Below are 26,162 nucleotides of genomic sequence, written 5' to 3' on the forward strand. Positions count from 1 at the left end.
AAAATGGAAATATTAGAATGTTTAATATCCCATCAACTCCAAAGCCTCTCTTGCAGCTTGTTGTTCTGCATCTTTCTTACTTCTTCCTCCACCTTTGCCGATTACATTACTGTTTAGATGTACTTCAACTACAAAATGTCTGTTGTGGTCAGGACCACTAACATCTACAACTTCATACTGTAAAGTTTCTCCCGGATTTCTCTGGATAATTTCTTGTAGTTTAGTTTTGTAATCTTTAAAGTTTTTACCTGCTGTATGGTTCTTGATTTCAGGTACAACAAAAGAAAGTACAAACTCACTTGCCTTTTCCATACCACCATCAAGATAAATAGCAGCAATAACTGCTTCAAAAGCATCTGAAAGGATTGATGGTCTTTCTGCTCCACCACCCTTTCTTTCGCCATTGCTTAGGTAAATGTACTTGCCTAGGTTAATCTTCTTGGCAAATACAAACAAACTCTTTTCACAAACTAAAGATGCTCTTAACTTTGTAAGGTCACCTTCAGGTAATTGTGGGCAATTGTTAAAAATATAATCAGAGACGGAAATTGAAAGTACTGCATCACCTAAAAATTCCAATCTCTCATTATATTTAAGGTGTTGCTTCTTATGCTCATTAGCATAAGAAGAATGTGTTAGTGCCACCTTTAAAAGTTCTTTATCTTTAAATGTATAGTTAATTACTTTTTCAAATTCTTCCATTATTTTATTCCTTTTAATTTATTAAATGAGTCTTCAATAACCTGTGGTACATTTGCGTTTATGTAATCAATAGTTAGTCTAACTGCATTGAAAATTGTTGTTGCATTAGAACTGCCATGTGCTTTAAATACAGGCTTTTTGATACCTAGAATTGGAGCACCACCATAAACATCTGTGTTCATAGTTTCCTTAAATTTCATTAGGTCACCATATACAAATAATGCACCGATTTTATTCTTTACACTTTTCTTGAAAATATCAGTAACTGTATGGCTTAATGACTTTGCAACGCCTTCATAATTCTTTAGCAGAATATTACCTGTAAAACCATCACAAACATAAACATCACAAGCACCGTTAGAGATTTCTCTGCTTTCTACATTACCAACAAAGTTAACAGGACTTTCTTGAAGTAAAGCATAAGTATCTTTCTGTAAATCGCCACCCTTATGACTTTCTGTACCAACATTGGCAAGGGCAACTCTTGGACTTTCTCTGTGCATTACTTTTTCCATATATACAGAACCTAAGATACCGAATTGACGAAGAATTTCAGGTCTGGCATCAAGGTTTGCACCACCATCAATAAGCATAAATGATGAACCGTTAAATGTAGGCAAAACCGGTGCAAAACCAGGTCTCTTGACACCCTTTAATCTTTTAACAATTAAAGTACCACCTACACATAAAGCACCACTGTTACCTGCTGAAACGAAACCATCTGCTTCATTATTTGCAACCATCTTTAGACCCAGTGCCATTGAGGAATTGTTGTATTCTTTCATAATAGCATTAGGTGTTTCGTCAACAGGAATAACATCTTCTGTATGGTTAATTTCGATATTTGAAATATCTATATTATTTTCTTTTGCCACTTTCTTGATAATGTTTTCATTACCGGTTAGGCAAATTTCAATTTTAAAATGTTCTTGAGCTTTTACAGCACCTTTGATAATTTCCAAAGGTGCATTATCTCCACCAAATGCATCAATTACTATCTTCATCATAAACCTCTTGAATTTATAAATTCTGTTAGCTTTGCAAATGACCTATCAGAATAAGCCTTTGCTCTCTCTTTCTTATCCCTTGGTCTTTGTTCAAGTTCAGGTAACACTCCTAAATTTGCACCCATAGGTTGGAATTTAGAAACTGTTTCATCGCTGATATATCTTGACAAAGAACCTATCATTGTATGTTCAGGTAAGGTTACAGTTTGTTCTCCGTTATATCTCATAGCTGCATTTATACCTGCCATTAATCCTGATGATGCTGACTCCATATAACCCTCAACACCTGTGATTTGACCTGCAAAGAAAAGATTTTTATTTTCTCTTACAGAATAATCACTGTTTAGAATTCTTGGTGAGTCAATAAAAGTATTTCTGTGCATTACACCGTATCTTACAAACTCAGCATTTTCTAGTCCCGGAATCATAGAGAATACTCTCTTTTGCTCAGGGAACTTTAGGTTAGTTTGAAAGCCTACTAGGTTATACATAATACCGGCACTGTTCTCTTTTCTTAGCTGAACTACTGCCCATGGTCTATGACCTGTTCTTGGGTCTTTAAGTCCTACAGGTTTCATTGGACCAAAACGAATAGTATCATGACCTCTTTGAGCCATAACTTCAATTGGCATACAACCCTCATATACCTTTGGATTCATTACATCAAAGTCATGTACAGGTGCTCTTTCTGCTGATACAAGTGCTTCATAAAAATTGTCATACTCTTCCTTATTCATAGGACAATTAATATAGTCATCACCGTCACCCTTATCATAACGAGATGCAAAGAAAGCCTTGTTCATATCAACTGTATCAAACTTTACAATTGGAGCTGCTGCATCATAAAATGAAAGACTGTCACCGAACATAGTTTTGATTTTGTCAGAAAGCAAATCAGAAGTAAGTGGTCCTGATGCTATGATAGTAATGCCATCAGGGATTTCCATAACTTCTTCATTTATTACAGTAATATTAGGGTTATTATTTATTTCTTCATTTACCAGATTAGAAAAAATCTCTCTATCTACTGCCAAAGCACCACCGGCCGGTACTCTACTTTTATCGGCACACTTCATAAGCAGAGAATTTAACATTCTCATTTCTTCTTTAAGCATACCGGCAGCACTTTCTTTTCTGGCTGCTTTTAGACTGTTTGAGCATACAAGCTCACATAATTTATCTGAATGATGTGCCGGACTTTTCTTGTTAGGCTTCATATCATAAAGGTTTACCTTTATGCCACGCTTAGCAACTTGATATGCAGCCTCACATCCTGCAAGTCCACCACCTATTATATTTATACTCATTGGTCTTTAGTATAGCCACAACCCTCAGTTGCACAGAAGATTGTCTGCTTTTTGCCCTTCTTTTTATATAGAATCTTGCCACACTGTGGACACTTTTCATTTACAGGTTCATACCAAGACATATAGTTACAATCAGGGTAGTTACTACAGCCGTAGAACACTTTACCTTTCTTGGTTTTACGAGTAATAACATCTCCACCACATTCAGGACATTGAACACCGATTTTCTCTACAAACTTCTTGATATTCTTACATTCAGGGTATCCCGGACAAGCAATAAACTTACCGTATCTACCGACTTTGACGACCATCTTTCTGCCACAGTTTTCGCATACAATATCAGTTTCGTCCTCTTTTAGCTTAATCTTGACACCTTCCATATCTTCTTTAGCCTTTTTCAAGGTCTTATCAAAGTCAACATAGAAATTATCAAGTAGTTCAACCCATTGTTCGTCACCATGTTCAACCTTATCAAGGTCTTCTTCCATTTGTGCAGTAAACTTAACATTTACAATCTTAGGAAATCTTTCTTTTAATAGAGTTACAAGTGCCTCACCAAGTTCAGTTGGTACAAGGGACTTTGCTTCTCTTTTAACATATTCTCTACTTGTAATTGTTGAGATTGTTGCAGCATATGTTGATGGACGGCCAATACCGTTTTCTTCAAGTGCTTTGATTAGAGACGCTTCTGTAAATCTTGCAGGTGGCTGAGTAAAGTGCTGGTTAGGGATAATCTCTCTAACCTTAGTAGGCATATTCTTCTCTAGTGGAGGAAGCTGCTTTTCCTTTGTACCTTCAGCATCATTACTGTCAACATAAAGTGTTGTATAACCGTCAAAGTCAACTCTGTAACCTGATGCCTTAAAGATATAGTCATTGGCATTGATTTCTGCTTGAGTTGTTTTGTGGATACAATCAGCCATCTGACAAGCAGTAAATCTATCCCAAATCAGTTTATATAGCTTATACTGTTCAATAGTTAAGCTATCCTTAACCTTATCAGGTGACAATGATGGAATAGATGGTCGAATAGCTTCGTGACCATCTTGAGCATTTGAACGAGATTTAAACACTCTTGGCTTTGGTGGTAAATATTCAGGTCCAAAGTTATCATTAATATACTGAGTTACTTCTGCAACGGCATCATTAGAAATTCTTAATGAGTCAGTTCTCATATATGTGATAAGACCTGTTGTACCATAGCCCTCAACATCAACACCTTCATAAAGTTCCTGAGCAATTTTCATTGTTCTTCTTGACTGATAACCAAGTTTACGAGATGCCTCCTGTTGCAAAGTTGAAGTAATAAATGGTGGGTATGGTGACTTTTTACGAGTACCGTTTCTTACTTTTGTAACAATAAATTCAGCATCCTTGATTTCTTCAAGAATCTTGTCAGCCTCTTCTTTATTATTAATCTTAATTTTCTTACCGTCAGGTCCAAGTGCTAAAGATGCATTGAAAACTTTTCTGCTTGACTTTGGAGAAAGTTTTGCTTCAATTGACCAATATTCTTCCGGTTTAAATGCTCTGATTTCGTTTTCTCTGTCTACGATAATCTTAAGAGCTACAGACTGCACTCTACCGGCAGAAAGGCCTCTACGAATCTTTTGGCTAACAAATGGACTTAGCTTATAACCAACAAGTCTGTCAAGAATTCTTCTTGCCTGTTGAGCATTAACAAGGTCAATGTCAATAGAACGAGGGTTCGCCATACCGTTATTGACACCTGTCTTAGTAATTTCGTTAAATTCAACTCTATTTTTATCTTCTAAATCAAGTCCTAAAATATATGCTAAATGCCAAGAAATAGCCTCACCTTCACGGTCCGGGTCAGTTGCAAGATAAATCTTGTCACTGTCTTTTGCAAGTGACTTTAGTTCATCAACTAACTTTTCTTTACCTTTGATGATTGCATATTTAGGAGCATAATTTTTCTTTATATCAACAGCAAGTCTAGCCTTTGGTAGGTCACGAACATGACCCATTGATGCTACAACTTCATAATCTTTTCCAAGATATTTTTTGATTGTTTTAGCCTTAGCAGGAGACTCCACTATTACTAAATTTGACATTTATCTATCCTCCGATAGTTACTTTATTTTATACTGTTTGCCCGGTAAAACTACTATTAAATCCATAAGTTCAAGATTTGTTAGTATTCCGGAAATTTTATATACCGGTAAGTTACATTTATCAGACAAATCATCTATATGTATAGGATCATTTCCGATAGCATAATAAACCTTTGATGAATTTTCATCAAGGTTTACATCATATCTATGGCCCTTTATAAACTCTTTTTCGGGTTTTACATTAGACTTTTTTGCAGGAATTTTCAGCACTGTACTGTCAGGGATATCATACTCATCATCTTCATAAACTTCTAAATTATTAAATTCATTATAGTAGTTTAAAATATCAAGATAAGTAGTTACAGGAATAGCACCATCCTTAATAAGTTGGTTTGAGCCAACAGAATAGACACTATTGATGTTTGCCATTACAGCAAAAACATCTTTACCTTGTTCTCTTCCGGCAATATCGGCTGTAACTAATGCACCACTTTTCTTCCCTGCTTCAACAACAAGAACACCTCTTGAAAGTGCAGAGATTATTCTGTTACGAGATAAAAAGTGATGTGGCAAAGGCTCTGTATCCGGAGGATATTCTGAAATTAAACATCCTCTGTGTGTTATAGCCTTTCTCATAGGCTCATTTTTCATAAGGTAAGGATAATTGATACCACAACCTAAAACACAAATTGTAATACCATCAGCGTTTAATGCACCTGTATGTGCTGAACTGTCAACACCCATTGCACCACCACTAATTATAGTTACCTTACATTTTGAAAGATTATGAGAAATACTGTAAGCCACCTTTTTGCCATATGTTGTAGCTTTTCTTGTACCTACAATAGCAATAGTTAAAAGATTATCAACTCTTGGTAAATATCCACTAACATATATAACTGCAGGTGGAGTATCTATATTACGCAAACAATTAGGGTATCTGTCATTATCTATTGCAAAAATGGAATAACCCAAACTTTCACATTTAGATATAATTTCATCAGCTTTTTCAATCGGAGTTTCTTCTAGGTGGTTAATTTCCTTTTCGGTAAAAATACCACAAAATCTCCATTCAAAGTCCTGACCATTATAAAATACAGAAATATCCCTATACTCTTCAGTTTCGTAAAGTCTTTTAACTTTTGGATTATCATAGCCAAGAGCTAAACTTAGCCATATCCAATAACGATTATTATTCATTATTTGACATTTCCCACATAATTATACTAGCTGCTACTCCGGCATTAAGAGAATCAATCTTTCCCTTCATAGGTACAATAACTTGGTAGTTACAAGCATTAATAGTCATTTCACTTAGTCCATTAGCTTCGTTACCTATTACAACAAGAGCATTCTTAGAGAACTCAAAATCACCTAAAGTTTTGGCAGTATCTTTTAAACAAGCAGCATAAGACCTACCATGCTTATTAAATTCACATTCAATATATTCTTCTGCGTCATTAATAATATAGAAAGGTACACGGAAAATTGCACCCATACTACCTCTTACAACCTTTGGACTATAAATATCACAAGAATCTTTTGTAATAAATACACCTTTAATTGAAAAAGCATCTGCAGAACGCAATACTGTTGCAATATTGTCCGGATTTTGCACATTGTCTAAAAGTACAAACTTACCATTATAATCAATTTTATCAATATCATCAGTTTTGTCAAGTGTTTTAAGTACAAGCATTACACCTTGTGGTGACTTTGTATCGGACAAAACATTGAAAATGTTGTTAGGTACAACTATTGATTCATCAGAAATTGACTCAAGTCTATTGCATAATTCAAGATTTCTGGTATAGAAATTTTCGCTACAAAGTAGCACATCAATATGAATATTAGAAATTAAAACATCTTGGCAAGTTCTTAGTCCTTCTGCAACAAACTGCTTGTTCTTGTTCCTATACTTTTTCTGCTTTACTAATTTATGAATATGCTTTAGAGTACCATTTTCTCTACTTGTAACAAACTTCATATAATGACCTCTTTTTTAGATAGTAAAAAGCGTTTGAGGTAAGAACCTCAAACGCATAACACTTAAGCTTTTGTAACTTTTTCAACAAGGCTAGCAAAAGCTGCTGGATCAGAAATAGCAATTTCTGAAAGCATCTTTCTGTTAAGGTCAATGTTAGCCTTCTTAAGACCATTCATAAATGTGCTGTAGTTTGTGCCGTTTAGCTTACAAGCTGCAGAAATTCTTGTGATCCAAAGTCTTCTGAAATCTCTCTTCTTCTGCTTACGACCAATGTATGCATAGTTACCAGATTTCATAACTGCCTGCTTAGCCATCTTAAAGTGCTTACTCTTTGCACCGTAATAACCCTTAGCAAGCTTTAATGTTTTGTTTCTTCTTTTGCGAGTCATCATCGCGCCTTTTACACGAGCCATTCTATATTTCCTCCGTTATTTCGTAAGTTAAATTCAAAAAGTTAATTATTTGTAAGGGATTAATTTCTTAATCTGAGCTGTATTTGTCTTATCAGCTACACAAGTCTGTCTTAGACCTCTCTTACGCTTTGTGTTCTTCTTGTTAAGAATGTGCTGCTTGTTAGCATGAGCACGGATAACCTTACCATTCTTAGAAAGTTTAAATCTCTTTTTTGCACCACTATGTGTCTTAATCTTTCCCATTATGAAAATCCTCCTTAAAAATTACTTATTTGGCTTAGGAGCTAGAAACATTAGCATATTTCTACCTTCAAGTTTTGCTGGTTTTTCGATAACAGCAACTTCTTCACAAGCTTTAGCAAAACGGTTCATTGTGTCATAACCCTGTTCAGGATGACCCATCTCTCTACCTCTAAAGCGAATTGAAACCTTAACCTTATCGCCTTTCTTAATAAACTTAAGGGCATTGTTAAGTTTTGTGTTGAAGTCATGCACATCAATATTTAGTGAAAGTCTAACTTCCTTAATATCAAAAGTACGCTGGTTCTTCTTGTTTTCTTTTTCCCTTTTAGCTTGTTCAAAACGATACTTGCCATAGTCCATTACTTTGCAAACAGGTGGCTTTGCCTGTGGAGCAATCTTAACTAAGTCAAGGTTACTCTCCATTGCTATATTGAAAGCTTTTTCTGAAGACATAATACCTAGCTGTTCGCCTTCGGCACCAATTAGTCTTACTTCCTTATCACGGACTTCTTCGTTAATCTGTAGTTTCTTGTTGCTGATTGTCGAGCACCTCCAAAATAAATTAAAAAAGTGGACAGATAAACTCCGTCCACTATAATACGCATCAGTAAAAAAACTGTAAGTATTAACCCACGCAGACGGCACCCCGTAGGTGAAAGCATAACTGCCTTTCTTTCTTTTACTCAATTATTATATATAAAAGCATTTAATTTGTCAATACCTTTTTGACAATTAATTAGAAATTTGATAATATGATACTAACGAAAGTCGAGGTAGACAAAATGAATAACTTTTTTCAACAACAATTGTACCACAATTATCAAATAAATCAAGAGAAAAAAATGATAAGAAAAGAAAGCAACAAACTTTCCTTTATGTTGTTTATTGCAATTATATTTATGAATATTGCAGCTACTGTACTATTTATGTTTATTGCATTTTTTAGCAAAGATACTTCTCTTACCACTACAGGAATACAAAACAGTTATTCTTCTTATGACTACATTATTAATGGTTTAGGAGAATTTGCCGGTTTCTTTGTTGTACCGTTCGTATTTTGCTTATTATTTCGTTACAAATTCAGTGAAGTTATTCCGGTTAACAGTAATAAGAAATATAATCCTTTATTATTGGTATTAGGTGGATATGCAATTTGTACTGTTGCAAATATTGCAGTTAGCCTACTAAATAATAATTTAAGTATATTTGGATTGACCAATACAACCGGTGTTGAATTTACAACCAAGACACCACTTGACCAAGTTATTTACTTTATATGTATTGCAATTATTCCTGCTTTAACTGAGGAATTTATGTTTAGAGGTGTTATCTTAAATTCATTTAGAAAATTCGGTGATGGCTTTGCAATTTTAATGTCATCTCTCCTATTTGGTTTTATGCATGGTAACTTTGTACAAATTCCATTTGCATTTATTGTAGGTTTAGCTTGTGGATTTATAGTTGTAAAGACAAATTCAATTATACCGGCTATGGTTTTACATCTTCTTAATAATGGTACATCGGTACTTATTGATATTGTAGCTAATTATGTTGGTGACAATTTGTATTCTGTAATTTCTTCGGTAGTTATTTTTACACTTACACTACTAGGCTTTATTTCTATAGTTTTGCTTGTAAAAAAAGGCCTTAACTTTAAATTTGGAAATAAATCTATTGTGAGTTTAGGTGCTAAGGATAGAATAGTTCAATTTTTTGCTAATCCCGGTACAATAATTCTTCTTTCATTCTTCATTATTGAAGCATTTATTACTTTATTAGGTTTTTAATTATGTATAATGAAAAGTATATGGATATTGCACTTAATGAGGCTAAGTTAGCTTTAGAAGAAAACGAAGTTCCTGTTGGTGCAGTAATCGTTAAAGATGGTGTTGTAATTGCTAAAGCTCACAACACAAGAGAAAAAACTAAAAATGCACTTCATCACGCTGAGGTTATTGCAATAGATAATGCTTGTAAAGAGTTATCAGGTTGGAGGCTTTGGCAATGTGAAATGTATGTAACAATGGAACCTTGTCCTATGTGTGCCGGTGCTATAGTTAATGCCAGAATACCTAATGTATATTTTGGTGCATATGATAAAAAGTATGGTGCTTGTGGTTCTGTTATCAATGTATTTAATATGAAAGAAAATTTTAAAGTTACTTACAAAGGTGGCTTTAAAGAAAAAGAGTCTTTAGAACTTTTTGATAAATTCTTTAAATATTTGAGAAACAAAAGAACATAAAATTAGTCCTTAACGAGTTGATTGTTAAGGACTTTTTTCTGTTTATTTTACTGTTAAATCATAGCTAATATCAATTAATGAAAGTATTTTTTCATCATCAACAGAACCATCAAGGCATATTGTAATCCAATGTTCCTTATTCATATGGTATGCCGGATAAAAACCATTTTCTTCTAAAAGTGAGCCTAGCATTATTGGGTCACACTTAATATTGACTATATCTACTATTTTATCAGAATATTCGCCTAATCTATTCTTAGGGATTTTCATTAATAAAGCAAACCATTTGTTATTGTTACTATGCCTAAAAACAGTAGAAACATTATCATTTTTAAAGGGTTTATCAGGTTCTTCACTAAATATTCCTGTAATTGATTTAACTAAACTTTCAAAATTCATATTACTTATTTTTCTTTAAAATTCTATCTGCTGCAATAAGTACACCTGTCTTACCACAATGGAAGTTAAATGAACCTTGCATCCATACTGCAAATGGTTCTCTAAGTGGTGCATCAGCAGAAAGTTCAATACTTGAACCTAAAGTAAATGTACCGGCAGCCATAATAACCTTGCTGTCATATCCCGGTAAATCATCAGGTACAGGTGTTACATAGCTATCTACCGGTGATCCTGCTTGAATACCCTCACAAAAAGCAATAAGGTTTTCTTCATTTTCAAGAAGAATAGCTTGTACAATATCTCCTCTTTTTTCATTCATAGTTGGTGATACACCGTAGCCCATTAATGTAAATAGTGTACTGGCAAAAACTGCAGTTTTCATAGCTTCACCTGTAATATGTGGTGAGTTAAATGCACCTAGGAACATTTCTCTCTTAGTGCTGATTGTTGCACCTAATTCTCTACCTGTACCCGGTGTTGTAAGTCTGTAACTACAAATTTCAACTAAATCTTTTCTACCGGCAATATAGCCACCTGTTGGAGCAATACCACCACCGGCATTCTTAATTAAAGAACCTGCCATAATATCTGCACCAACTTGAGTTGGCTCTAGTTCTTCAACAAATTCACCATAGCAGTTATCAACCATAACAATAGTTTCAGGGGACTCTCTCTTAACTATTTCAGCAATTTTCTTAATATCTGCAATAGTTAATGCTCTTCTTAGAGAATAACCTCTTGAACGCTGAATATAAGCCATCTTAGGTTTTGACTTTAGCTTTTCAACTAAAGTATCATAATCAACTTCATTATCTTTTAAAGGTACTTCATCATAATGAATATCAAAGTCCTTTAATGAACCTGAATAGTTACCCTCAATACCGATTACACTTCTGATTGTATCATAAGGAATACCTACAACAGAAAGCATAGTATCTCCGGGTCTTAGCATACCAAATAAAGCAACAGTTAATGCGTGAGTACCTGACTGAAAACTTTGTCTCACTATTGCATCTTCAGCACCAAATGCAGTGGCATATACTTCATCAAGAACTTCTCTGCCTCTATCGCTATAGCCATAACCTGTACTGTCGGCAAAGTGGCTTTCTGACACACCACAAGTTTGGAATGCCTTTAGCATTTTGTTCTGGTTATATTCTTGTATTCTCTCTATTTCTTGGAACTGAGTTTTGCACTCTTCCATTGCTTTTTCAGATAGTTCTAGAATTTTACTATCTAAATCAAAAAAACTCATCTATGTATTTCCTTCCATTTTCCTATTATATTAAAACCCATTTTGGTATAACATTCTTTTAAATTATTTTCACAAAATAAGCACAGGTTGTCTTTTTTTACATTATTTAAAAGGCTTTTTGCATAATCATTATTTCTATACTGTGGTAATGTAGCAATTGGTGAAATTATTTTACTATATTCATCACCTGTTATTATTGCACAAGAAACAATATTATCATTAAGTTTAAGTGAATAAATTTTACTACAATTCACTCTAACCTTAGAATGTAAATCAGTTGCAAAATATCCGTAATCAGCAATTTTTACAACAGTTGAATTGCAATTATTAAAGAAGTTAAAAACATCTTTATATTCATTAACGGTAGTAAAAATGCAGTTATTTTCTTTAATATTATTATCAATAAATTCTCTTTTCATAATTAAGCCGATTTCAGACTTACAAGAATTAAAATTCAGAGAATATTTTTCATTAAACAAAAGATGAGAAAACCCTAACACATTGAGAAATTCTTCAATTTCTTGTATGTTAGAATTTTCTGTTAAAAATAAAACAAACTGATTATCTAACCTTGAAATCAATGAAACATAATCTTCATTAAAAGACTGATACCATATATCAAGAAAGTCACAGTTAAGCCCATAAGATTTATACAATACATTTATTCTGGTGAAAAATACATCCTTATCTTTTAGCTTAGCTGTAACATTCTTATATTTTGTGTCATCAGACAGATATTTTATCATTTCAATTCTTTTACAAGGTTCTTGAAGTGAATACCTCTCTCCATAAAGTTCTTGTACAAATCGAAACTTGCACTTGCAGGAGATAGAGAAACAATATCACCCTTAACTGCTACTTCAGAAGCCTTTTTAACTGCTTCTTCCATATTAGATACACGATAAATTACAGGGTTACCCTCACTATAGCTAGGAGCTTTCTTAGTTGAAGTTTCAATCTTATCGGCAGTATTGCCCATTAAAATAAGAATTTTAACTTTCTTACAAATAACTTCACCTAGTTCATCATAGTTAAGGTTCTTGTCATAGCCACCGGCAATAATAATAATCTTTTCATCATATAGAGAAAGTGTACCTGATGCAGTTCTTGTAGGACTGGATGCAATAGAATCATTATAGTACTTAACACCATTAAACTCTCTTACAAATTCTGCTCTATGTTCTACACCTTGGAAAGTCTTTGCTACTTTCACAATAGTATCAACATCAACAATGCCCCATACTGCTGAGATAGCAGCCATATAGTTCTCTACATTGTGCATACCGGGAATGAAAATATCTTTAATATCAATGATTTCTGTTTCCTTACCGTAATCAGAATAAACAATCTTGTTATCCTTTAGATATGCACCGTTAGTAACTGTATTTCTTCTGCTAAACTTAACTAGCTGACCACGAACTTCACTTGAGAATGAATTTGAAATTTCATTATCAAGGTTTAGAACAGTCTTAGAGAAAGCATTTTGATGAAGAAGAATGTTCTTCTTAGCATCAACATATTCTTGCATATCCTTATGTATATCAAGGTGATTTGGTGAAACATTTGTTACAATAGCAATTTCAGGACTTTCTTTCATTGAGATTAGCTGGAATGAAGAAAGTTCAACAACTGCATAATCATCCTTAGTAATACTTTCAATTTCAGGTAAAAGTGGCTTACCAATATTACCACCTAAAAATACCTTTTTACCGGCAGCCTTTAGAAATTCTGAAACAATAGAAGTTGTAGTTGTCTTACCATCAGAACCTGTAACTGCAATAATATGACAGTTGGCAAGTTCAAAGAAAAGTTCCATTTCTGAAGTTACAACAACACCACGATTACGCATTTCAACAAGTTCATCCATATAATACTTCATACCCGGTGTTCTGAAAACAATATCAACATCAAGGTTCTTTAGGTAATTATCACCTAAAGAAAGTTTAACACCAAGTTCTTCTGCTTTCTTAGCGTTATCACCTAGGTCCTCAAAATTTCTTCTATCACAAGCAGTAACATCAATGCCCTTGTTTACGAACATTTCCATAACAGGAAAGTTACTGATACCAAGTCCACAAAATGCTACTTTCTTATCCTTTATACTTTCAAAAAAGTTATCAATTTTTGTCATAAGGTTCAACCTCCTAAATACATACTATATTATTATACCAAATGTAAAGAAAATTTCAATTATTTTATGCAAATAACGCAAAAAAACGGTGACAAAGTCACCGTTCTACTTAAAATTATTCTCTGCCAAGAAGTGAGTCAACAGAAGTTTCCAAAATATCTGCTAATGCAACAAGTTCAATATCTGTTACATAACGGATTTGACCTTCCAGCTTAGAAAGACCTGATGCATTCATATCAACGCCATTGACCTGCAACTGTGCAAGAAGTTCCTTTTGCTTCATTCCCTTCTTTTTTCTTGCAGATTCAACACGAGCACCAATTAGGTTTCTGTCGCCTAAGTTTTGTTTTCTTAGCCTCATAATATTCTCCCCATTTACATAATTATTTTTCTTTAAAGTAATTCTTTTGAATAATTCTAATAAATAATTCTTTTAAAATATTCTTTAAAAAAATTCTTTAAATTCATTATGAACATATTATAATACTATAAAAGAAAAAAAACAAGACCTTTTTGTAAATAAATTTAAAAAATTGATACTTTTTATCGAATTATATTACAAGATAGTGATATTTTGTAATATTTTTGTAATTTTCTTATAGAAAATTATTTAAAAGAAATATAAATAGTAAAAAAATAAGGGTCGTAATGACCCTTAGCAACCAAATCTATAAGCCGAGTTCTGTCGTGAATAGCCATCTATCTTGGCAGTGTGTTACCACAACTGCTCAACGCCACCTCCCCGGGACTGCCGAGCAAGCATTATGTCCCTCCACGGTGTTGCTCCAAATAGGGTTTACACGGCTAATATGTCTCCATATTACCGGTGAGCTCTTACCTCGCCTTTCCATCCTTACCACATAAGTGGCGGTAATTTTCTGTTGCACTATCCCTAGGGTCACCCCCGGCGGCTGTTAGCCGTTATTATTGCTCTATGGAGCTCGGACTTTCCTCGGATAGTCGCTTTCGCTTCTAACCGTAGCTATTCAATCTAGTTGCTACTATATTTTAATAGAAAAATAATATTTTGTCAAACATATTGAATGAATTTATAATAAGTTGTATAATATAATAAGATTTTTATGGAGGATTACAATATGGATATTAGACAAGAATCTTTACAAAAGCATTATGAATGGAACGGCAAAATCGAAGTTGTTTCCAGAGTTAAGGTTAATAGTAGCAAAGATTTGTCACTGGCCTATACTCCCGGTGTTGCTGAACCTTGCCTTGAAATTAATAAGGACTACAACAAGTCATTTGAACTAACAAGAAGAAATAACCTTGTTGCAGTAGTTACTGACGGTTCTGCTATCTTAGGTCTAGGTGACATTGGTCCTGAGGCCGGTATGCCTGTTATGGAAGGTAAATGTGCATTATTCAAGGAATTTGCTGATGTTGATGCCTTTCCTATTTGTGTTAGAACTAAAGATGTTGATGAATTTGTAAATACAGTTTATCTTATCAGTGGTAGCTTTGGTGGCATTAATCTTGAAGATATTGCAGCACCAAGATGCTTTGAAATTGAAAAGAAGTTAAAAGAAAAATGTGACATTCCTGTATTCCATGATGACCAACACGGTACTGCTATTATTGTTGCAGCCGGTTTACTTAACGCACTAAAGGTAGTTAAGAAAAATGTTGAAGATGTACAGGTTGTAATTAACGGTGCAGGTTCAGCCGGTATTGCTATTTGTAAGCATCTGCTAAACATTGGTTTTAAGAATGTTACAATGTGTGATATTAACGGTATTCTTTGTGAAGATGATGATACTCTTAAAGATGCACATAAGGAAATTGCAAAGGTTACTAACAGAAGTAAAAAGACAGGTAATCTAGCTGATGCAATGAAAAATGCTGATGTATTTATCGGTGTAAGTGCTCCTAACATTGTTTCCGAAGAAATGGTAAAGAGTATGGCTAATGACCCTATTATCTTCTCTATGGCTAACCCTACACCTGAAATTATGCCTGATAAGGCTAAGAATGCAGGTGCTGCTGTAGTAGGTACAGGTAGAAGTGACTTTCCTAATCAGATTAACAATGTACTTGCTTTCCCAGGTATCTTTAGAGGTGCTTTGGATTGTAGAGCAAAAGAAATCAATGAAGAAATGAAAGTTGCTGCATCTTATGCTATTGCAAACCTAATTTCTGATGATGAACTAAATGCTGAATACATTTTACCGGAAGCATTTGATAAGAGAATCGGTAAGGCTGTTGCTGAGGCTGTTATTACGGCTGCTAAGGAAACAGGTGTAAGTCAGATTTAATTATCTGTTACAATTTAAATAGGCAAAAATTTAGGAGATGCTAATGCATCTCCTTTTTCTTATTTATATTACATTTTTTCTGACATATTGGAGTAAAGTTTCTTTATCGTTAACTAAAGTATTTTCAATAACTTTATTAAGTAAAAGATTAAGTGTATCCCCTATTATTTTGCCTTTTGACATTCCACAACCCATAAGGTCTGAACCATTGACCTTAAGATACTTTAAGCTAAAACATTCATCATTAGCCATAATATCAAGAAAGATACTATTAACTTTATTCAGTTTATCAATTTTTTCTTGCTGATGGTATGATGACTGAGAAAGTACATCAGCCATTTGAATTTTCATAAGCATTGAAAAATTATCTGAACCGATATTTTTTAGGACTTTTTTAATTATAATTCTATCAGGCTGAATTCTTAAATCGTGAATTGAAATTAAATTAACCACAGTTTCAGTAAAATCTTTTGGATAACGAAGTCTTTCCAAAATTATCTTTGCAATACCTGCACCTGTCTTTTCGTGACCTCTAAAATGAGAAACACCATTTTCGTCTTTATTTTCTGACATAGGTTTACCTATATCGTGAAGTAGCATTGTCATTCTTAAGATTGGGTCGTTGTCAATATGCTTGACGCAAGAAACTGTATGTTTCCATAAAGTTTTGTTATGGTGTGGTGTGTTTTGGTCATAATGAAACACTGTAGAAATTTCAGGAATAATTACTGCAAATACATCTTTAAATCTTCTAAGAATATAACTACAGTTTTCGCCACACAAAGTTTTTACAAGTTCTGTTGCAATTCTTTCTTTAGAAATATTATTTAATAGTTCTTTATTCTTTGCAATTGCATTATATGTATTAAATTCTACTGAAAAGTTATAAGTTGATGCAAACCTTAATGCTCTTAAAATTCTCAGTGCATCTTCCTTAAATCTTTTATCCGGTTCACCAACACATCTAATAGCTTTATACTTTAAATCTTCTTGACCGTTAAAATAATCAATTACACCTTCACTTGGGTTATATGCCATAGCATTTACTGTAAAATCTCTTCTTGCTAAGTCTTCTTTTAGTGAAGTGGTGAACTCAACATTCTTAGGATGTCGATTATCTTCATAATCTCCATCAATTCTATAGGTTGTAATTTCATAAACTTCATTATCAATTATTACTGCAACTGTGCCATGCTTTATTCCGGCATCAATAATTTTGTAATCTTTGAATATTGAAATAATTTCATCCGGTTTTGCATTTGTGGTTAAGTCATAATCTTTAGGTGTTAAACCAAGTAACATATCCCTTACACAGCCACCTACCGTATAACATTGAAAACCATTTGACTCCATTTTAGCAATTATATTTAAAACATTTTTAGGTAAAGTAAAATTCATATATATCATCTCAATTATTTTTATATTTATTATACCACATTAATTATGTATAAAAAAGTTAAATTTAAGTCAAAAATAGCACAACTTCATGTTGTGCTATCTTGTTATATATTAATTTTTGTCAACTATCTTTTTCTTAATAGCATTTGTAATGAAAGTAAGAATAATAAATACTATTATTGTAAAAGCAAATGAACATAATAAGAACATAGAAGAATTATGATTTAGTGGTACTGTGCCTAAAATTTTGCCACCAAACAAGAAACCTAAAACTAAGCAAACAAAAATGAAAATTGATAGTGATAGTCTTAGTTTATTAAACGGTAAAGAAATCTTTACTACTAGTGCAAACAAAGCAAATGCAGTTACCATAATACAAATGGTTTCAAGTGTTTGGGTATTAAAGCCAAGATGATAACCTAAAGTCATAACCAATATATAATTTAAAGTTACCGTTAAACCGGCAGGTATTGCACCACAGATTATATTTACAAAGAAGTTTCCTGTAATTCTGTTATTGTTGTATTCCATAGCTAATATAAATGATGGAATACCGATGGTAAGTCCTCCGACAAACGAAAGTTGAATTGATTGGAATGGATAGGACATACCAAAAATAATAACTAAAACAGAAAGTAAAATTGAAAAAATATTTTTAACTAAAAACAGTGATGAACTTCTCTGGATATTCTGAATTGTTCTTCTACCTTCTGCAACAATATGTGGCATTGAAGAAAAGTCATTATCAGCAAGTACAATTTGTGATACACACTTAGCAGCCTCACTACCTGATGCCATTGCAACTGAACAATCGGCCTTTTTAAGTGCTAATACATCATTTACACCATCACCTGTCATAGCTACTGAATGACCATTATCGTGAATTGATGAAATCAACTTTTCTTTTTGTTGTGGTGTTACTCTGCCAAAGATTGTATATTCTTCTGATGCCTTTTTAATATCTTCATCAGTTTTTAAGGTGCTACAGTCTATTGCTTTATCATAGTTGTCAATATTAAAAGTTCTAGCTATATTTACAATTGTGTTTACTGAGTCACCTGAAATAATCTTAATATTAACACCTTGTTTTTTGAAATACTTTAAAGTTTCTTTTGCATTTTCTCGAAGTTTATCTCTCAATAAAACATTACAAATAGGTGTTCTTGTATCACCTTTAATCATTACAAAGGTTAGTACTCTGTAGTTATTTTCGTATTCCTTAATATCAGTTAGAATATCATTTTCATCTTCATTAAGGATAAATTCACCTGCACCACAGAGAATCTTCCTATCACTAAAAGTAACAGAAGAACATTTCTTTTCGGAAGAAAAGGCTTCTACTGAAACTGCTTTTTCATAATGGTAACCATCAATTTTATCTCTAACTGCATTCATTGTACTGTTGTAGTCAATGCTATTATTTGCAAAATCAGAAAGAATATTTAGCACATCATCATAAGTATAGTCACTTAGGGGAATAATATCCTCAACAATCATTTCATCACAAGTCAGTGTACCTGTTTTGTCTAGACAAAGTGTATCTACTCTTGCAAGTGTTTCAATACAATAAAGGTCTTGAACAAGAACATTTTTCTTAGAAAGTCTTATAACAGAAACTGCAAGAACTGTACTTGTCAAAAGCACAAGACCCTCAGGAATCATACCTATAAGTGCTGCTACTGTTTTAACAACTGCATTTTCAAGTGTAACATTTAGGAATAACAACTGATGTAAAAATAGTATTGTACCTAAAGGAACTAAAATACAAGTTACTACTTTAATAATTTTTTTAATAGTTCTGAAAATTTCAGAATTGTTTTCTTTGTAATACTTAGCTGAATTATTTAGTTTTGCTGCATAATTATCGTCGCCTACTGCAACAACCTTTGAGATACATTGTCCTGAGTTGATAAAGCTACCGGACATTAGCTTATCCCCAACTTTTTTCCTAATTAATTCACTTTCACCGGTAAGCATACTTTCATTTACAAAGCACTCACCGTCAACTACAACACAGTCAGTTGGAATTTGGTTACCTCTGCTTAATGAAAGTAAATCATCAAGAACAATATCTTCATTATTAATATCTATTGTTTCACCGTTTCTGATAACCTTTGAATTGTTACCGGAAATAATAGACAGTTTATCAACTGCTTTTTTGCTACGAATTTCTTGCACAATACCGATTATTGTATTGAAAAATACAACCCCGATAAAAAGCATATTCTTGTATGAACCAACAAGAAAAACTGCTAAGGCAAGAACAACATTCAATAAGTTAAATAATGTACAAATATTTTTAAATAAAATATTTCCTAAGGTTTTTTCCGGTTTTGAGGTATCAACATTAACCTTACCCTCTGAAACTCTCTTCTCAACTTCTTGGGTAGTTAAACCTGTAAAAATTTTTTCTTCACTCATATAGCACCCATTAAATAAAAAATTTGGAACCTCTGTACTGAAAATCAGCACTAAAAAAATAATACTACCAAAATAATATTTTATCAATACTATTTCCAAACTATTATACTATAAAACAAGAAAAAATAATAGTATGACATATAAATAAAGGTGAGGTTATGAAAAAAGTTATTTCTTTTATAATAGCTATTGTGGCTATATTAGGAGTATATAATACTATAAATCCATCAAATGCTATTGCAACAAGTAGTGACTTAAAAAATAAAACAGTACAAATCGGTGGACAACCTTTTGGAATTAAATTTTATTCAGAGGGTGCTTTAGTAACTAAAGTAAGAGAAAATTCTCCTGCTGATAAAGCAGGTATGAGAGTTAATGACATTATAATAGGTATTAATAATGAGAAAGTTAAGGATAATGAAGTTGTAAGGAATAAAATTGAAGAATATAAAAATCGAACAATTAAATTTACAATTAACAGAGATTATGAAATTATTGACTTAAACATTAAACCTGAAAATCACAATGGTAATTATACAGTAGGTATTTGGATAAAAGACAGTTGTGCCGGTATAGGTACTATAACATACTATGATGAGAGCAATAATACCTTTGCTTGTTTAGGTCATGGTATCTGTGACAAAGAATCAACTAACCTATTACCTATGGCTGAAGGTGACATTTGTCCTGCAATTATTCAAAGTGTTGATAAAGCAAAAAGTGGTTATGCCGGTGGACTTAACGGATATTTCTTAGATGATGAAATCGGTAAGGCTTATTATAATTCAGAATATGGACTGTTCTGTAATAAAGAAATAGAAACTTCCTACAAAGAATATAAAGTTGCTACGAAGGAAGAAGTTAAAAAAGGAACTGCTTATATTTACACAACTGTTGAGGGTTATAATCCTAAATTCTACAAAGTAAACATTAAACCTGAATGTCACTTCTTCTTTGACAAAATGAAAGAAATTACAATTGAAGTCACAGACAAAGAGTTGCTGAAAAAAACAGGTGGCATTGTTCAGGGTATGAGTGGTTCACCTATAATACAAGATGGTAAGCTTGTTGGTGCTGTTACCCATGTATTTGTCAATAATCCTGAAAAAGGTTATGGTATTCTTGCTGAAACTATGATAGAAGAGTCAAAATAAAAAAATTGTAGAAATGGCATATTATTGGGGTATTTTGTAATATAGTGAGTAGTAGTGGCACAATATGTTGAGATTTAAATTAATTTTTTGAAAAAAATTTAAGTGTAAACCCTTGATATATTTACCATAATATGGTATAATTATCTCAACAAATTAACAAGGGAGAATTTTCATGGAGAATAAAATCAAACTACTTCTCACAGAAGAACCAAATGAATTTGATGAGGAAACACTCCGTTTTCTCAACAGCAAGAACTTTTCAGTTCACTACTCTGCTAAAGATGGTGAAGAACTACTAAACAAAATTAACGAGATACACCCTGATGTGGTACTTTTCGACTTGTTCCTAACAAGACTAGATGGAATAAGCGTTATGCGTCACATTAGAAACGAAAGCAACTGTTCACCACTTTTCATTGCATTTTCTAACTATAGAAGTGCTTTACTTGAACAAGAGGCTATGAACAATGGTGCATCTTACTTTGTGCTAAAGCCTTACAACATTAACGACCTTACTGAAAACATTACTATGTTAATGAACACAAAGAACATTATGAACAACCCTGGTTATCAAAGCAACCTTAACATTGAAGTAAAGGTTACTGAGATTCTTCATCAAATCGGTGTACCTGCACATATTAAGGGTTATCACTACCTAAGAGACTCAATACTTATGTCTATTGAAAAACCTGAAATTATCAATGCCGTTACTAAGGAACTGTATCCATCTGTTGCACTAAAGTATGAAACCACTTCCAGCAGAGTTGAAAGGGCTATTAGACATGCAATTGAAGTTGCTTGGGACAGAGGTGATATGGATGTGCTTAACTCCTACTTTGGATATACTATCCACAACTCAAGAGGTAAGCCAACTAACAGTGAATTTATTGCTATGATTAGTGATAAATTAAGACTACAACTAAAGAATGCAAGTTAAAAAATTATGGGTACTGATTTTCAGTACCCACTTTTTTATGAGAAAAACTGCTCTCTAAATTAATAGAAAGCAGTTTTGTAATTAAATCAATAAATTTTCTTAAAGAAACAACTGTGGTTGCCTGTATGACAAGCAGCACCTGTTTGTTCCACTGTTACTAATAAAGTATCATCATCACAATCGGAATAAATTTCAACAACCTTTTGAAGATGGCCTGATGTTGCACCTTTATTCCATAGTTCCTGACGACTTCTACTCCAAAACCAAGTATAGCCTGTTTCAAGTGTTTTAGCCATAGACTCCTTGTTCATCCAAGCAACCATAAGGACTTCACCTGTAGATTTCTCTTGAACTACTGCAGGAATTAAGTCTGACTTAACAAAATATTTATCTAAGTTATTTTCCATAATTAACCTCTTGTTAGTTTAATAGCCTTTGGTAAATTAAGTGTACCTTCATAAATTGACTTACCACAAATTGCACCGAAAATATTAAGACTCATTAAGTCCTTAATATCTGTTAAATCTGATACACCACCACTTGCTACAATGTCAGCACTTACAGAATTACTTAGCACTTCAAGCTGAACAAGGTTAGGACCTGTTAGCATACCGTCACGGTTAATATCGGTAAAGATAAACTTTTCTACACCAACATCTTCCATTCTCTTGGCAAGTTCTGTGTAGTAAATATCGCTACCGTCAATCCAACCCTCTGACTTAACCATACCGTCCATTGCATCAATACCAACAATAATTTTGTCACCAAAATTCTTAACTGCATCAATAACAATCTGAGGGTTCTTAACTGCAACTGAACCTAAAACAACTTGGTTAACACCGTTATTTAGGTAGAATTCAATAGCCTTTAGGTCACGAATACCACCACCAACATCAACAAGCATACCACAGGACTTTGCAATATCACAAATTAATTCGGCGTTTTGCATTTTACCGTCTTTTGCACCATCAAGATCGACCATATGTAAGTATCTTGCACCGGCATCTTTAAATGACTTAGCAGTAATATATGGGTTTTCAGCAACTTTTTTAACTGTATTGTAATCACCCTTTTGTAGGCGAACACAGTTACCGTCTTTAATATCAATAGCAGGAATAATATACATTAAGCATCAATCTCCTTACTTATTAAATCAACAAGTTCTTCAATTTGTTTTTTGTGTAGTTTTAGACTTGCAACATTAGCAATTAGTCTTGCTGAGATTGGACAAACATCTTCAACTACTTCAAGTCCGTTTTCTTTTAAAGTTGAACCTGTTTCAACAATATCCACAATTGCATCACTTAAACCGATAAGTGGACCAAGTTCAACAGAACCTTCAATTTTGATTACACGAACATCCATATTCTTTTCTTCAAAGAATGATCTTGTAACATTAGGATACTTAGTAGCAATTGTTAATGCTTTGTATCCACCATAAAGGTCTTTACCCTTTTGTGTTGCTACTGCAAACTTACATCTACCAAAGCCTAGGTCAAGTAGTTCATAGAAACAATGACCGTTTTCAAGAATTGTATCTTTGCCAACAACACCAAGGTCACAAACTCCATTTTCTACATATGTAATAACATCGGCTGCTTTAGCTAGGACAACTTCGATTTCGCCGTTACCGATTGGAAGGATGAGCTTTCTGCCCTTGTTGATAACTGCATCACAGTTGTAACCTATCTTTTGAAATAATTTTATTGTATCTTTTTCAAGTCTGCCTTTTGTTAAGGCTATTCTTAATGGCTGCATATCATTCACCTACAACTAATAGTTCCTTTACTCTGGTTTTGTCTGCATACTGTTTAGCTTCTTCAATTGTTTCAAATACACTAAACACTGCATTTTTGCCCTGATTAACAAGTTCTTTTGTTTTTTCAATAGCTGTGATTTCAAAGCCATCTTTTGCACAAACAAGAATTTCCGGAATAGGAGCTTCATCTTTGTTGCTATCTTTTAACTTAATTTCAACAAGGTCATCTACATTAACTGCAAAACCGGCAGCACCTGTAGGGAAATCAAAGTTTTCCATTAGTTTGTCGTATCTACCACCTGAAATAACTTCATCACCGATACCGTTTACAAAAGCTGTGAAAACAATACCACTGTAGTAGTTAGTCTGTTGAACAATACCAAGGTCAATAATAATCTTGTCACCAAGGTTAAGTTTTGATAAATCTTCAAATAGTTCTTTTAGGTAGTTTAATGCTTTAACTGCCTTTTCATCATTACATAGATTTAAAGCTTCATCAATTACTTCAACACCACCAAAAAGTCTTGGTAGCTTTCTGATAGCTTCAACATCTGAACTCTGAGGAAGTTTATCAAGGATAGTATTTAGGGCTGAATAATTCTTGCTTTCAATACTTACTCTAATAGCCTCGGCAGTTTCAGCAGTTACATTTAGTCTTTTCACTAATGCGTTAAAAACATCAGCATGACCGATTTCAATACGGAAATCATCAACATTAGCTGACAGACAGTCAATAGCAGTAGTTAGAATTTCAAGGTCTGCCCTCTTACCAGTTGCACCAATAAGTTCAACACCCATCTGCATAATTTCATTACTTCTACCACGCAAAGTAGGATTGTTACGATAAACAGACTGACCGTAATATAATCTTAGTGGCAAATCATAATTCTTTAGACGAGTTGCTGCCATTCTGGCAATCGGTAATGTTGAATCGGGACGCATTACCATTAGTCTGCCTTTATTATCGGTAGTCTTAAACATTGCTTCTTGTGGATAACCTGAGTCCTCTAAAGAAAACAAATCATAAAATTCAATACAAGGAGTATCTACCTTTGAGTAGCCCCTATTTACAAAACAATTCTTAATCTTTTCCTGTACATCACAAGAGGTGATACATTCTTCAAACAAATAGTCCTTTGTACCCTCCGGTGTAATCATTAAATTCTTTCTCATAAATTACCTCGCACTTTAGTGTGCTAATATGTTAACACACTAAAGAAATTTTGTCAACCTTTAATTTTCTTTAACTTTCTCAGACTTTTTGCTTTTATCTAAAGGCTCTTTAGAAATATACTCTTTATTTCTAAGAAGTTTCTTGTTTACATCTTTGCCAAGAAGGTTATAAATTACAACGAAAGCAGGAATACCCATTAGCATACCGGCAACACCAAATAATCCACTACCTACAATAACGCTGAATAAAATCCAGAAACCTGAGATACCGATTTTGTCACCGATAACCTTAGGACCAATAACATTACCGTCAAGTTGCTGTAAAAGAACAATAATAATTACAAACCAGAAACATTCTGTTGGGTTAATCATTAGTAGAATAAAGCCACTAGGGATTGCACCAAGGAATGGTCCAAAGAATGGAATGACATTTGTAATACCAACTACAACTGCAATCAGTAAAGCGTAATCAAAGTTGAATACAAGTAAAATAATATAGCAAAGTACACCAATAATTAAAGAGTCAATTACACGACCGATAATAAAGTTACCACATACTTCATTTGACATATGAGTTACTTCGAAAATCTTGTTTTGCCATTTCTTAGGAGCATACGCCATAGTAAGTTTCTTTACTTGACCACACATAAGTTCCTTTGATGATAGGAAATAAATTGATGCAACAATACCGATAATCCAGTTATATACACCATAAGAAACAACCTTTGCAGTAGAAAGGATTTCAGGGAAAATACTGCTTAGCAGTGACTTAACAGTATCAAGAATATTACCACCTGAGAACATCTTTGTAAACTTATTAATAAAGTCAACAAGACCGTTATCCATCTGTAGTGATAAACCGAATGTTGCATTTGCCCAATCTATAAATTGTGCAGCCCACTGTTCAAACTGTTTACCATAGTTAATAATATTTTTAGATAACTCTGCAAAGCTGTCTACCAAGCTAGGTATAATAATAACCATCAAGAAAGCTATTACAGAAAAGGCTATTACATAGGTAGTTATAATAGCAAGTGGTTTTCGCATTACTTTACATTTTTCATGTTTCTTACCTATGCCTTTATAGGCTTTTTCATAAAAGAAGTTATATGGAAACTTCAATATATAAGCAATAATAAAGCCATACATAAATGGTGTTAATACAGTAAAAATTGTAGAAATAATACTTACTGCTTTGTTAAAATTCATAATCAAAAAGCAGAATAAAGCTGCAACTGCTATTAGGATTATACCTCTTTTTAGTCGTTTATCTTTCATATATTCCT

26 protein-coding genes and 1 other RNA gene are annotated in these 26,162 nt (G+C 33.2%); 5 read left to right on the top strand and 22 right to left on the bottom strand.

Annotation, left to right across the window (positions count from 1 at the left end):
* Nucleotides 1-21: 21 nt before the first annotated feature.
* The 9 genes from rnc to infC form a co-directional block, all read right to left on the bottom strand.
* Nucleotides 22-702 carry a ribonuclease III gene (rnc, locus tag E5Z56_RS11040; protein WP_022506397.1) on the bottom strand — a complete coding sequence of 227 codons (681 nt, stop codon included), beginning with the start codon at nucleotides 700-702 and terminating at the stop codon, nucleotides 22-24.
* Nucleotides 702-1,709: a phosphate acyltransferase PlsX gene (plsX, locus tag E5Z56_RS11045; RefSeq protein ID WP_232842447.1), complete on the bottom strand. Its 1,008-nt coding sequence runs from the start codon at nucleotides 1,707-1,709 to the stop codon at nucleotides 702-704. Before plsX ends, rnc begins: the two co-directional genes overlap by 1 nt.
* Nucleotides 1,706-3,016, bottom strand: a complete 1,311-nt coding sequence (trmFO, locus tag E5Z56_RS11050; protein ID WP_138157837.1) for a methylenetetrahydrofolate--tRNA-(uracil(54)-C(5))-methyltransferase (FADH(2)-oxidizing) TrmFO — start codon at nucleotides 3,014-3,016, stop codon at nucleotides 1,706-1,708. The genes plsX and trmFO overlap by 4 nt, the downstream gene beginning before the upstream one ends.
* The gene (topA, locus tag E5Z56_RS11055; RefSeq protein WP_138157838.1) at nucleotides 3,013-5,091 is read right to left on the bottom strand and encodes a type I DNA topoisomerase; all 2,079 of its coding nucleotides are present in this window, start codon (nucleotides 5,089-5,091) and stop codon (nucleotides 3,013-3,015) included. The genes trmFO and topA overlap by 4 nt, the downstream gene beginning before the upstream one ends.
* Nucleotides 5,092-5,109: 18 nt before the next feature.
* On the bottom strand, nucleotides 5,110-6,291 hold the full coding sequence (gene dprA / locus E5Z56_RS11060) for a DNA-processing protein DprA (protein WP_138157839.1): 1,182 nt from the start codon (nucleotides 6,289-6,291) through the stop codon (nucleotides 5,110-5,112).
* Complete coding sequence (locus tag E5Z56_RS11065) at nucleotides 6,284-7,078, bottom strand: TrmH family RNA methyltransferase (RefSeq protein ID WP_138157840.1); 795 nt, start codon at nucleotides 7,076-7,078, stop codon at nucleotides 6,284-6,286. The genes dprA and E5Z56_RS11065 overlap by 8 nt, the downstream gene beginning before the upstream one ends.
* 62 nt (nucleotides 7,079-7,140) lie before the next feature.
* A complete protein-coding gene (rplT, locus tag E5Z56_RS11070) occupies nucleotides 7,141-7,491 on the bottom strand; it encodes a 50S ribosomal protein L20 (RefSeq protein ID WP_022506391.1) in 351 nt (116 codons plus the stop codon).
* A 45-nt stretch (nucleotides 7,492-7,536) separates the two neighbouring features.
* Complete coding sequence (gene rpmI, locus E5Z56_RS11075; RefSeq protein ID WP_138157841.1) at nucleotides 7,537-7,734, bottom strand: 50S ribosomal protein L35; 198 nt, start codon at nucleotides 7,732-7,734, stop codon at nucleotides 7,537-7,539.
* 21 nt (nucleotides 7,735-7,755) lie between these two features.
* Entirely contained in the window at nucleotides 7,756-8,274 is a 519-nt protein-coding gene (infC, locus tag E5Z56_RS11080) for a translation initiation factor IF-3 (RefSeq protein WP_211147551.1), read from the bottom strand.
* A 302-nt stretch (nucleotides 8,275-8,576) separates the two neighbouring features.
* Between infC and E5Z56_RS11085 the strand changes: the two genes are divergently transcribed.
* Nucleotides 8,577-9,521, top strand: coding sequence for a CPBP family intramembrane glutamic endopeptidase (locus E5Z56_RS11085; RefSeq protein WP_175405485.1), 945 nt, complete (start codon nucleotides 8,577-8,579; stop codon nucleotides 9,519-9,521).
* Between the two features lie 2 nt (nucleotides 9,522-9,523).
* Nucleotides 9,524-9,979 (top strand): nucleoside deaminase, encoded by a 456-nt coding sequence (locus E5Z56_RS11090; protein ID WP_138157843.1) that lies wholly within the window; start codon nucleotides 9,524-9,526, stop codon nucleotides 9,977-9,979.
* 42 nt (nucleotides 9,980-10,021) lie between these two features.
* Here the strand turns inward: E5Z56_RS11090 and E5Z56_RS11095 are convergent, their stop codons facing one another.
* The 6 genes from E5Z56_RS11095 to rnpB all read right to left on the bottom strand — a co-directional run bounded on the left by E5Z56_RS11095 (nucleotide 10,022) and on the right by rnpB (nucleotide 14,762).
* Nucleotides 10,022-10,378, bottom strand: coding sequence for an MmcQ/YjbR family DNA-binding protein (locus E5Z56_RS11095; RefSeq protein ID WP_138157844.1), 357 nt, complete (start codon nucleotides 10,376-10,378; stop codon nucleotides 10,022-10,024).
* Nucleotide 10,379: 1 nt separating this feature from the next.
* A complete protein-coding gene (locus E5Z56_RS11100) occupies nucleotides 10,380-11,633 on the bottom strand; it encodes a methionine gamma-lyase family protein (protein WP_138157845.1) in 1,254 nt (417 codons plus the stop codon).
* A complete protein-coding gene (locus E5Z56_RS11105) occupies nucleotides 11,630-12,379 on the bottom strand; it encodes a GNAT family N-acetyltransferase (RefSeq protein WP_138157846.1) in 750 nt (249 codons plus the stop codon). Before E5Z56_RS11105 ends, E5Z56_RS11100 begins: the two co-directional genes overlap by 4 nt.
* Nucleotides 12,376-13,764: a UDP-N-acetylmuramoyl-L-alanine--D-glutamate ligase gene (gene murD / locus E5Z56_RS11110; RefSeq protein ID WP_138157847.1), complete on the bottom strand. Its 1,389-nt coding sequence runs from the start codon at nucleotides 13,762-13,764 to the stop codon at nucleotides 12,376-12,378. Before murD ends, E5Z56_RS11105 begins: the two co-directional genes overlap by 4 nt.
* A gap of 115 nt (nucleotides 13,765-13,879) precedes the next feature.
* Entirely contained in the window at nucleotides 13,880-14,125 is a 246-nt protein-coding gene (locus E5Z56_RS11115) for a helix-turn-helix domain-containing protein (protein ID WP_022506382.1), read from the bottom strand.
* 294 nt (nucleotides 14,126-14,419) lie between these two features.
* Nucleotides 14,420-14,762: RNase P RNA component class A (gene rnpB, locus E5Z56_RS11120), an RNA gene on the bottom strand.
* Between the two features lie 99 nt (nucleotides 14,763-14,861).
* On the opposite strand from rnpB, the gene E5Z56_RS11125 reads away from it, so the two are divergent.
* Complete coding sequence (locus E5Z56_RS11125) at nucleotides 14,862-16,034, top strand: NAD(P)-dependent malic enzyme (protein ID WP_138157848.1); 1,173 nt, start codon at nucleotides 14,862-14,864, stop codon at nucleotides 16,032-16,034.
* A gap of 63 nt (nucleotides 16,035-16,097) precedes the next feature.
* Here E5Z56_RS11125 and E5Z56_RS11130 read toward each other — a convergent pair whose 3' ends face one another.
* Both E5Z56_RS11130 and E5Z56_RS11135 read right to left on the bottom strand, forming a co-directional pair.
* The gene (locus tag E5Z56_RS11130) at nucleotides 16,098-17,432 is read right to left on the bottom strand and encodes a CCA tRNA nucleotidyltransferase (protein ID WP_175405486.1); all 1,335 of its coding nucleotides are present in this window, start codon (nucleotides 17,430-17,432) and stop codon (nucleotides 16,098-16,100) included.
* A 111-nt stretch (nucleotides 17,433-17,543) separates the two neighbouring features.
* Complete coding sequence (locus E5Z56_RS11135; RefSeq protein WP_138157850.1) at nucleotides 17,544-19,853, bottom strand: HAD-IC family P-type ATPase; 2,310 nt, start codon at nucleotides 19,851-19,853, stop codon at nucleotides 17,544-17,546.
* Nucleotides 19,854-20,011: 158 nt separating this feature from the next.
* On the opposite strand from E5Z56_RS11135, the gene spoIVB reads away from it, so the two are divergent.
* Both spoIVB and spo0A read left to right on the top strand, forming a co-directional pair.
* The gene (gene spoIVB, locus E5Z56_RS11140) at nucleotides 20,012-21,007 is read left to right on the top strand and encodes a SpoIVB peptidase (protein WP_138157851.1); all 996 of its coding nucleotides are present in this window, start codon (nucleotides 20,012-20,014) and stop codon (nucleotides 21,005-21,007) included.
* Between the two features lie 172 nt (nucleotides 21,008-21,179).
* Nucleotides 21,180-21,944, top strand: a complete 765-nt coding sequence (spo0A, locus tag E5Z56_RS11145; RefSeq protein WP_138157852.1) for a sporulation transcription factor Spo0A — start codon at nucleotides 21,180-21,182, stop codon at nucleotides 21,942-21,944.
* A gap of 86 nt (nucleotides 21,945-22,030) precedes the next feature.
* Here the strand turns inward: spo0A and hisI are convergent, their stop codons facing one another.
* The 5 genes from hisI to E5Z56_RS11170 are packed head-to-tail and all read right to left on the bottom strand — an operon-like array spanning nucleotide 22,031 to nucleotide 26,154.
* Nucleotides 22,031-22,351 (bottom strand): phosphoribosyl-AMP cyclohydrolase, encoded by a 321-nt coding sequence (gene hisI, locus E5Z56_RS11150; protein WP_138157853.1) that lies wholly within the window; start codon nucleotides 22,349-22,351, stop codon nucleotides 22,031-22,033.
* Nucleotides 22,352-22,353: 2 nt separating this feature from the next.
* Nucleotides 22,354-23,070: a 1-(5-phosphoribosyl)-5-[(5-phosphoribosylamino)methylideneamino]imidazole-4-carboxamide isomerase gene (gene hisA, locus E5Z56_RS11155; RefSeq protein WP_138157854.1), complete on the bottom strand. Its 717-nt coding sequence runs from the start codon at nucleotides 23,068-23,070 to the stop codon at nucleotides 22,354-22,356.
* Nucleotides 23,070-23,702, bottom strand: a complete 633-nt coding sequence (hisG, locus tag E5Z56_RS11160) for an ATP phosphoribosyltransferase (protein ID WP_138157855.1) — start codon at nucleotides 23,700-23,702, stop codon at nucleotides 23,070-23,072. Before hisG ends, hisA begins: the two co-directional genes overlap by 1 nt.
* A 1-nt stretch (nucleotide 23,703) precedes the next feature.
* Nucleotides 23,704-24,876, bottom strand: coding sequence for an ATP phosphoribosyltransferase regulatory subunit (gene hisZ, locus E5Z56_RS11165; RefSeq protein ID WP_138157856.1), 1,173 nt, complete (start codon nucleotides 24,874-24,876; stop codon nucleotides 23,704-23,706).
* A gap of 60 nt (nucleotides 24,877-24,936) precedes the next feature.
* Complete coding sequence (locus E5Z56_RS11170; protein WP_138157857.1) at nucleotides 24,937-26,154, bottom strand: AI-2E family transporter; 1,218 nt, start codon at nucleotides 26,152-26,154, stop codon at nucleotides 24,937-24,939.
* Between the last annotated feature and the right edge of the window lie 8 nt (nucleotides 26,155-26,162).

Source organism: Ruminococcus bovis (genome assembly GCF_005601135.1).
Classification (GTDB): Bacteria; Bacillota; Clostridia; order Oscillospirales; family Acutalibacteraceae; genus Ruminococcoides; species Ruminococcoides bovis.

Coding starts and splice junctions, on each gene's coding strand:
- rnc (WP_022506397.1), bottom strand. CDS start 702: ATGGAAGAATTTGAAAAAGTAATTAACTATACATTTAAAGATAAAGAA.
- plsX (WP_232842447.1), bottom strand. CDS start 1,709: ATGATGAAGATAGTAATTGATGCATTTGGTGGAGATAATGCACCTTTG.
- trmFO (WP_138157837.1), bottom strand. CDS start 3,016: ATGAGTATAAATATAATAGGTGGTGGACTTGCAGGATGTGAGGCTGCA.
- topA (WP_138157838.1), bottom strand. CDS start 5,091: ATGTCAAATTTAGTAATAGTGGAGTCTCCTGCTAAGGCTAAAACAATC.
- dprA (WP_138157839.1), bottom strand. CDS start 6,291: ATGAATAATAATCGTTATTGGATATGGCTAAGTTTAGCTCTTGGCTAT.
- E5Z56_RS11065 (WP_138157840.1), bottom strand. CDS start 7,078: ATGAAGTTTGTTACAAGTAGAGAAAATGGTACTCTAAAGCATATTCAT.
- rplT (WP_022506391.1), bottom strand. CDS start 7,491: ATGGCTCGTGTAAAAGGCGCGATGATGACTCGCAAAAGAAGAAACAAA.
- rpmI (WP_138157841.1), bottom strand. CDS start 7,734: ATGGGAAAGATTAAGACACATAGTGGTGCAAAAAAGAGATTTAAACTT.
- E5Z56_RS11085 (WP_175405485.1), top strand. CDS start 8,577: ATGATAAGAAAAGAAAGCAACAAACTTTCCTTTATGTTGTTTATTGCA.
- E5Z56_RS11090 (WP_138157843.1), top strand. CDS start 9,524: ATGTATAATGAAAAGTATATGGATATTGCACTTAATGAGGCTAAGTTA.
- E5Z56_RS11095 (WP_138157844.1), bottom strand. CDS start 10,378: ATGAATTTTGAAAGTTTAGTTAAATCAATTACAGGAATATTTAGTGAA.
- E5Z56_RS11100 (WP_138157845.1), bottom strand. CDS start 11,633: ATGAGTTTTTTTGATTTAGATAGTAAAATTCTAGAACTATCTGAAAAA.
- E5Z56_RS11105 (WP_138157846.1), bottom strand. CDS start 12,379: ATGATAAAATATCTGTCTGATGACACAAAATATAAGAATGTTACAGCT.
- murD (WP_138157847.1), bottom strand. CDS start 13,764: ATGACAAAAATTGATAACTTTTTTGAAAGTATAAAGGATAAGAAAGTA.
- E5Z56_RS11115 (WP_022506382.1), bottom strand. CDS start 14,125: ATGAGGCTAAGAAAACAAAACTTAGGCGACAGAAACCTAATTGGTGCT.
- E5Z56_RS11125 (WP_138157848.1), top strand. CDS start 14,862: ATGGATATTAGACAAGAATCTTTACAAAAGCATTATGAATGGAACGGC.
- E5Z56_RS11130 (WP_175405486.1), bottom strand. CDS start 17,432: ATGAATTTTACTTTACCTAAAAATGTTTTAAATATAATTGCTAAAATG.
- E5Z56_RS11135 (WP_138157850.1), bottom strand. CDS start 19,853: ATGAGTGAAGAAAAAATTTTTACAGGTTTAACTACCCAAGAAGTTGAG.
- spoIVB (WP_138157851.1), top strand. CDS start 20,012: ATGAAAAAAGTTATTTCTTTTATAATAGCTATTGTGGCTATATTAGGA.
- spo0A (WP_138157852.1), top strand. CDS start 21,180: ATGGAGAATAAAATCAAACTACTTCTCACAGAAGAACCAAATGAATTT.
- hisI (WP_138157853.1), bottom strand. CDS start 22,351: ATGGAAAATAACTTAGATAAATATTTTGTTAAGTCAGACTTAATTCCT.
- hisA (WP_138157854.1), bottom strand. CDS start 23,070: ATGTATATTATTCCTGCTATTGATATTAAAGACGGTAACTGTGTTCGC.
- hisG (WP_138157855.1), bottom strand. CDS start 23,702: ATGCAGCCATTAAGAATAGCCTTAACAAAAGGCAGACTTGAAAAAGAT.
- hisZ (WP_138157856.1), bottom strand. CDS start 24,876: ATGAGAAAGAATTTAATGATTACACCGGAGGGTACAAAGGACTATTTG.
- E5Z56_RS11170 (WP_138157857.1), bottom strand. CDS start 26,154: ATGAAAGATAAACGACTAAAAAGAGGTATAATCCTAATAGCAGTTGCA.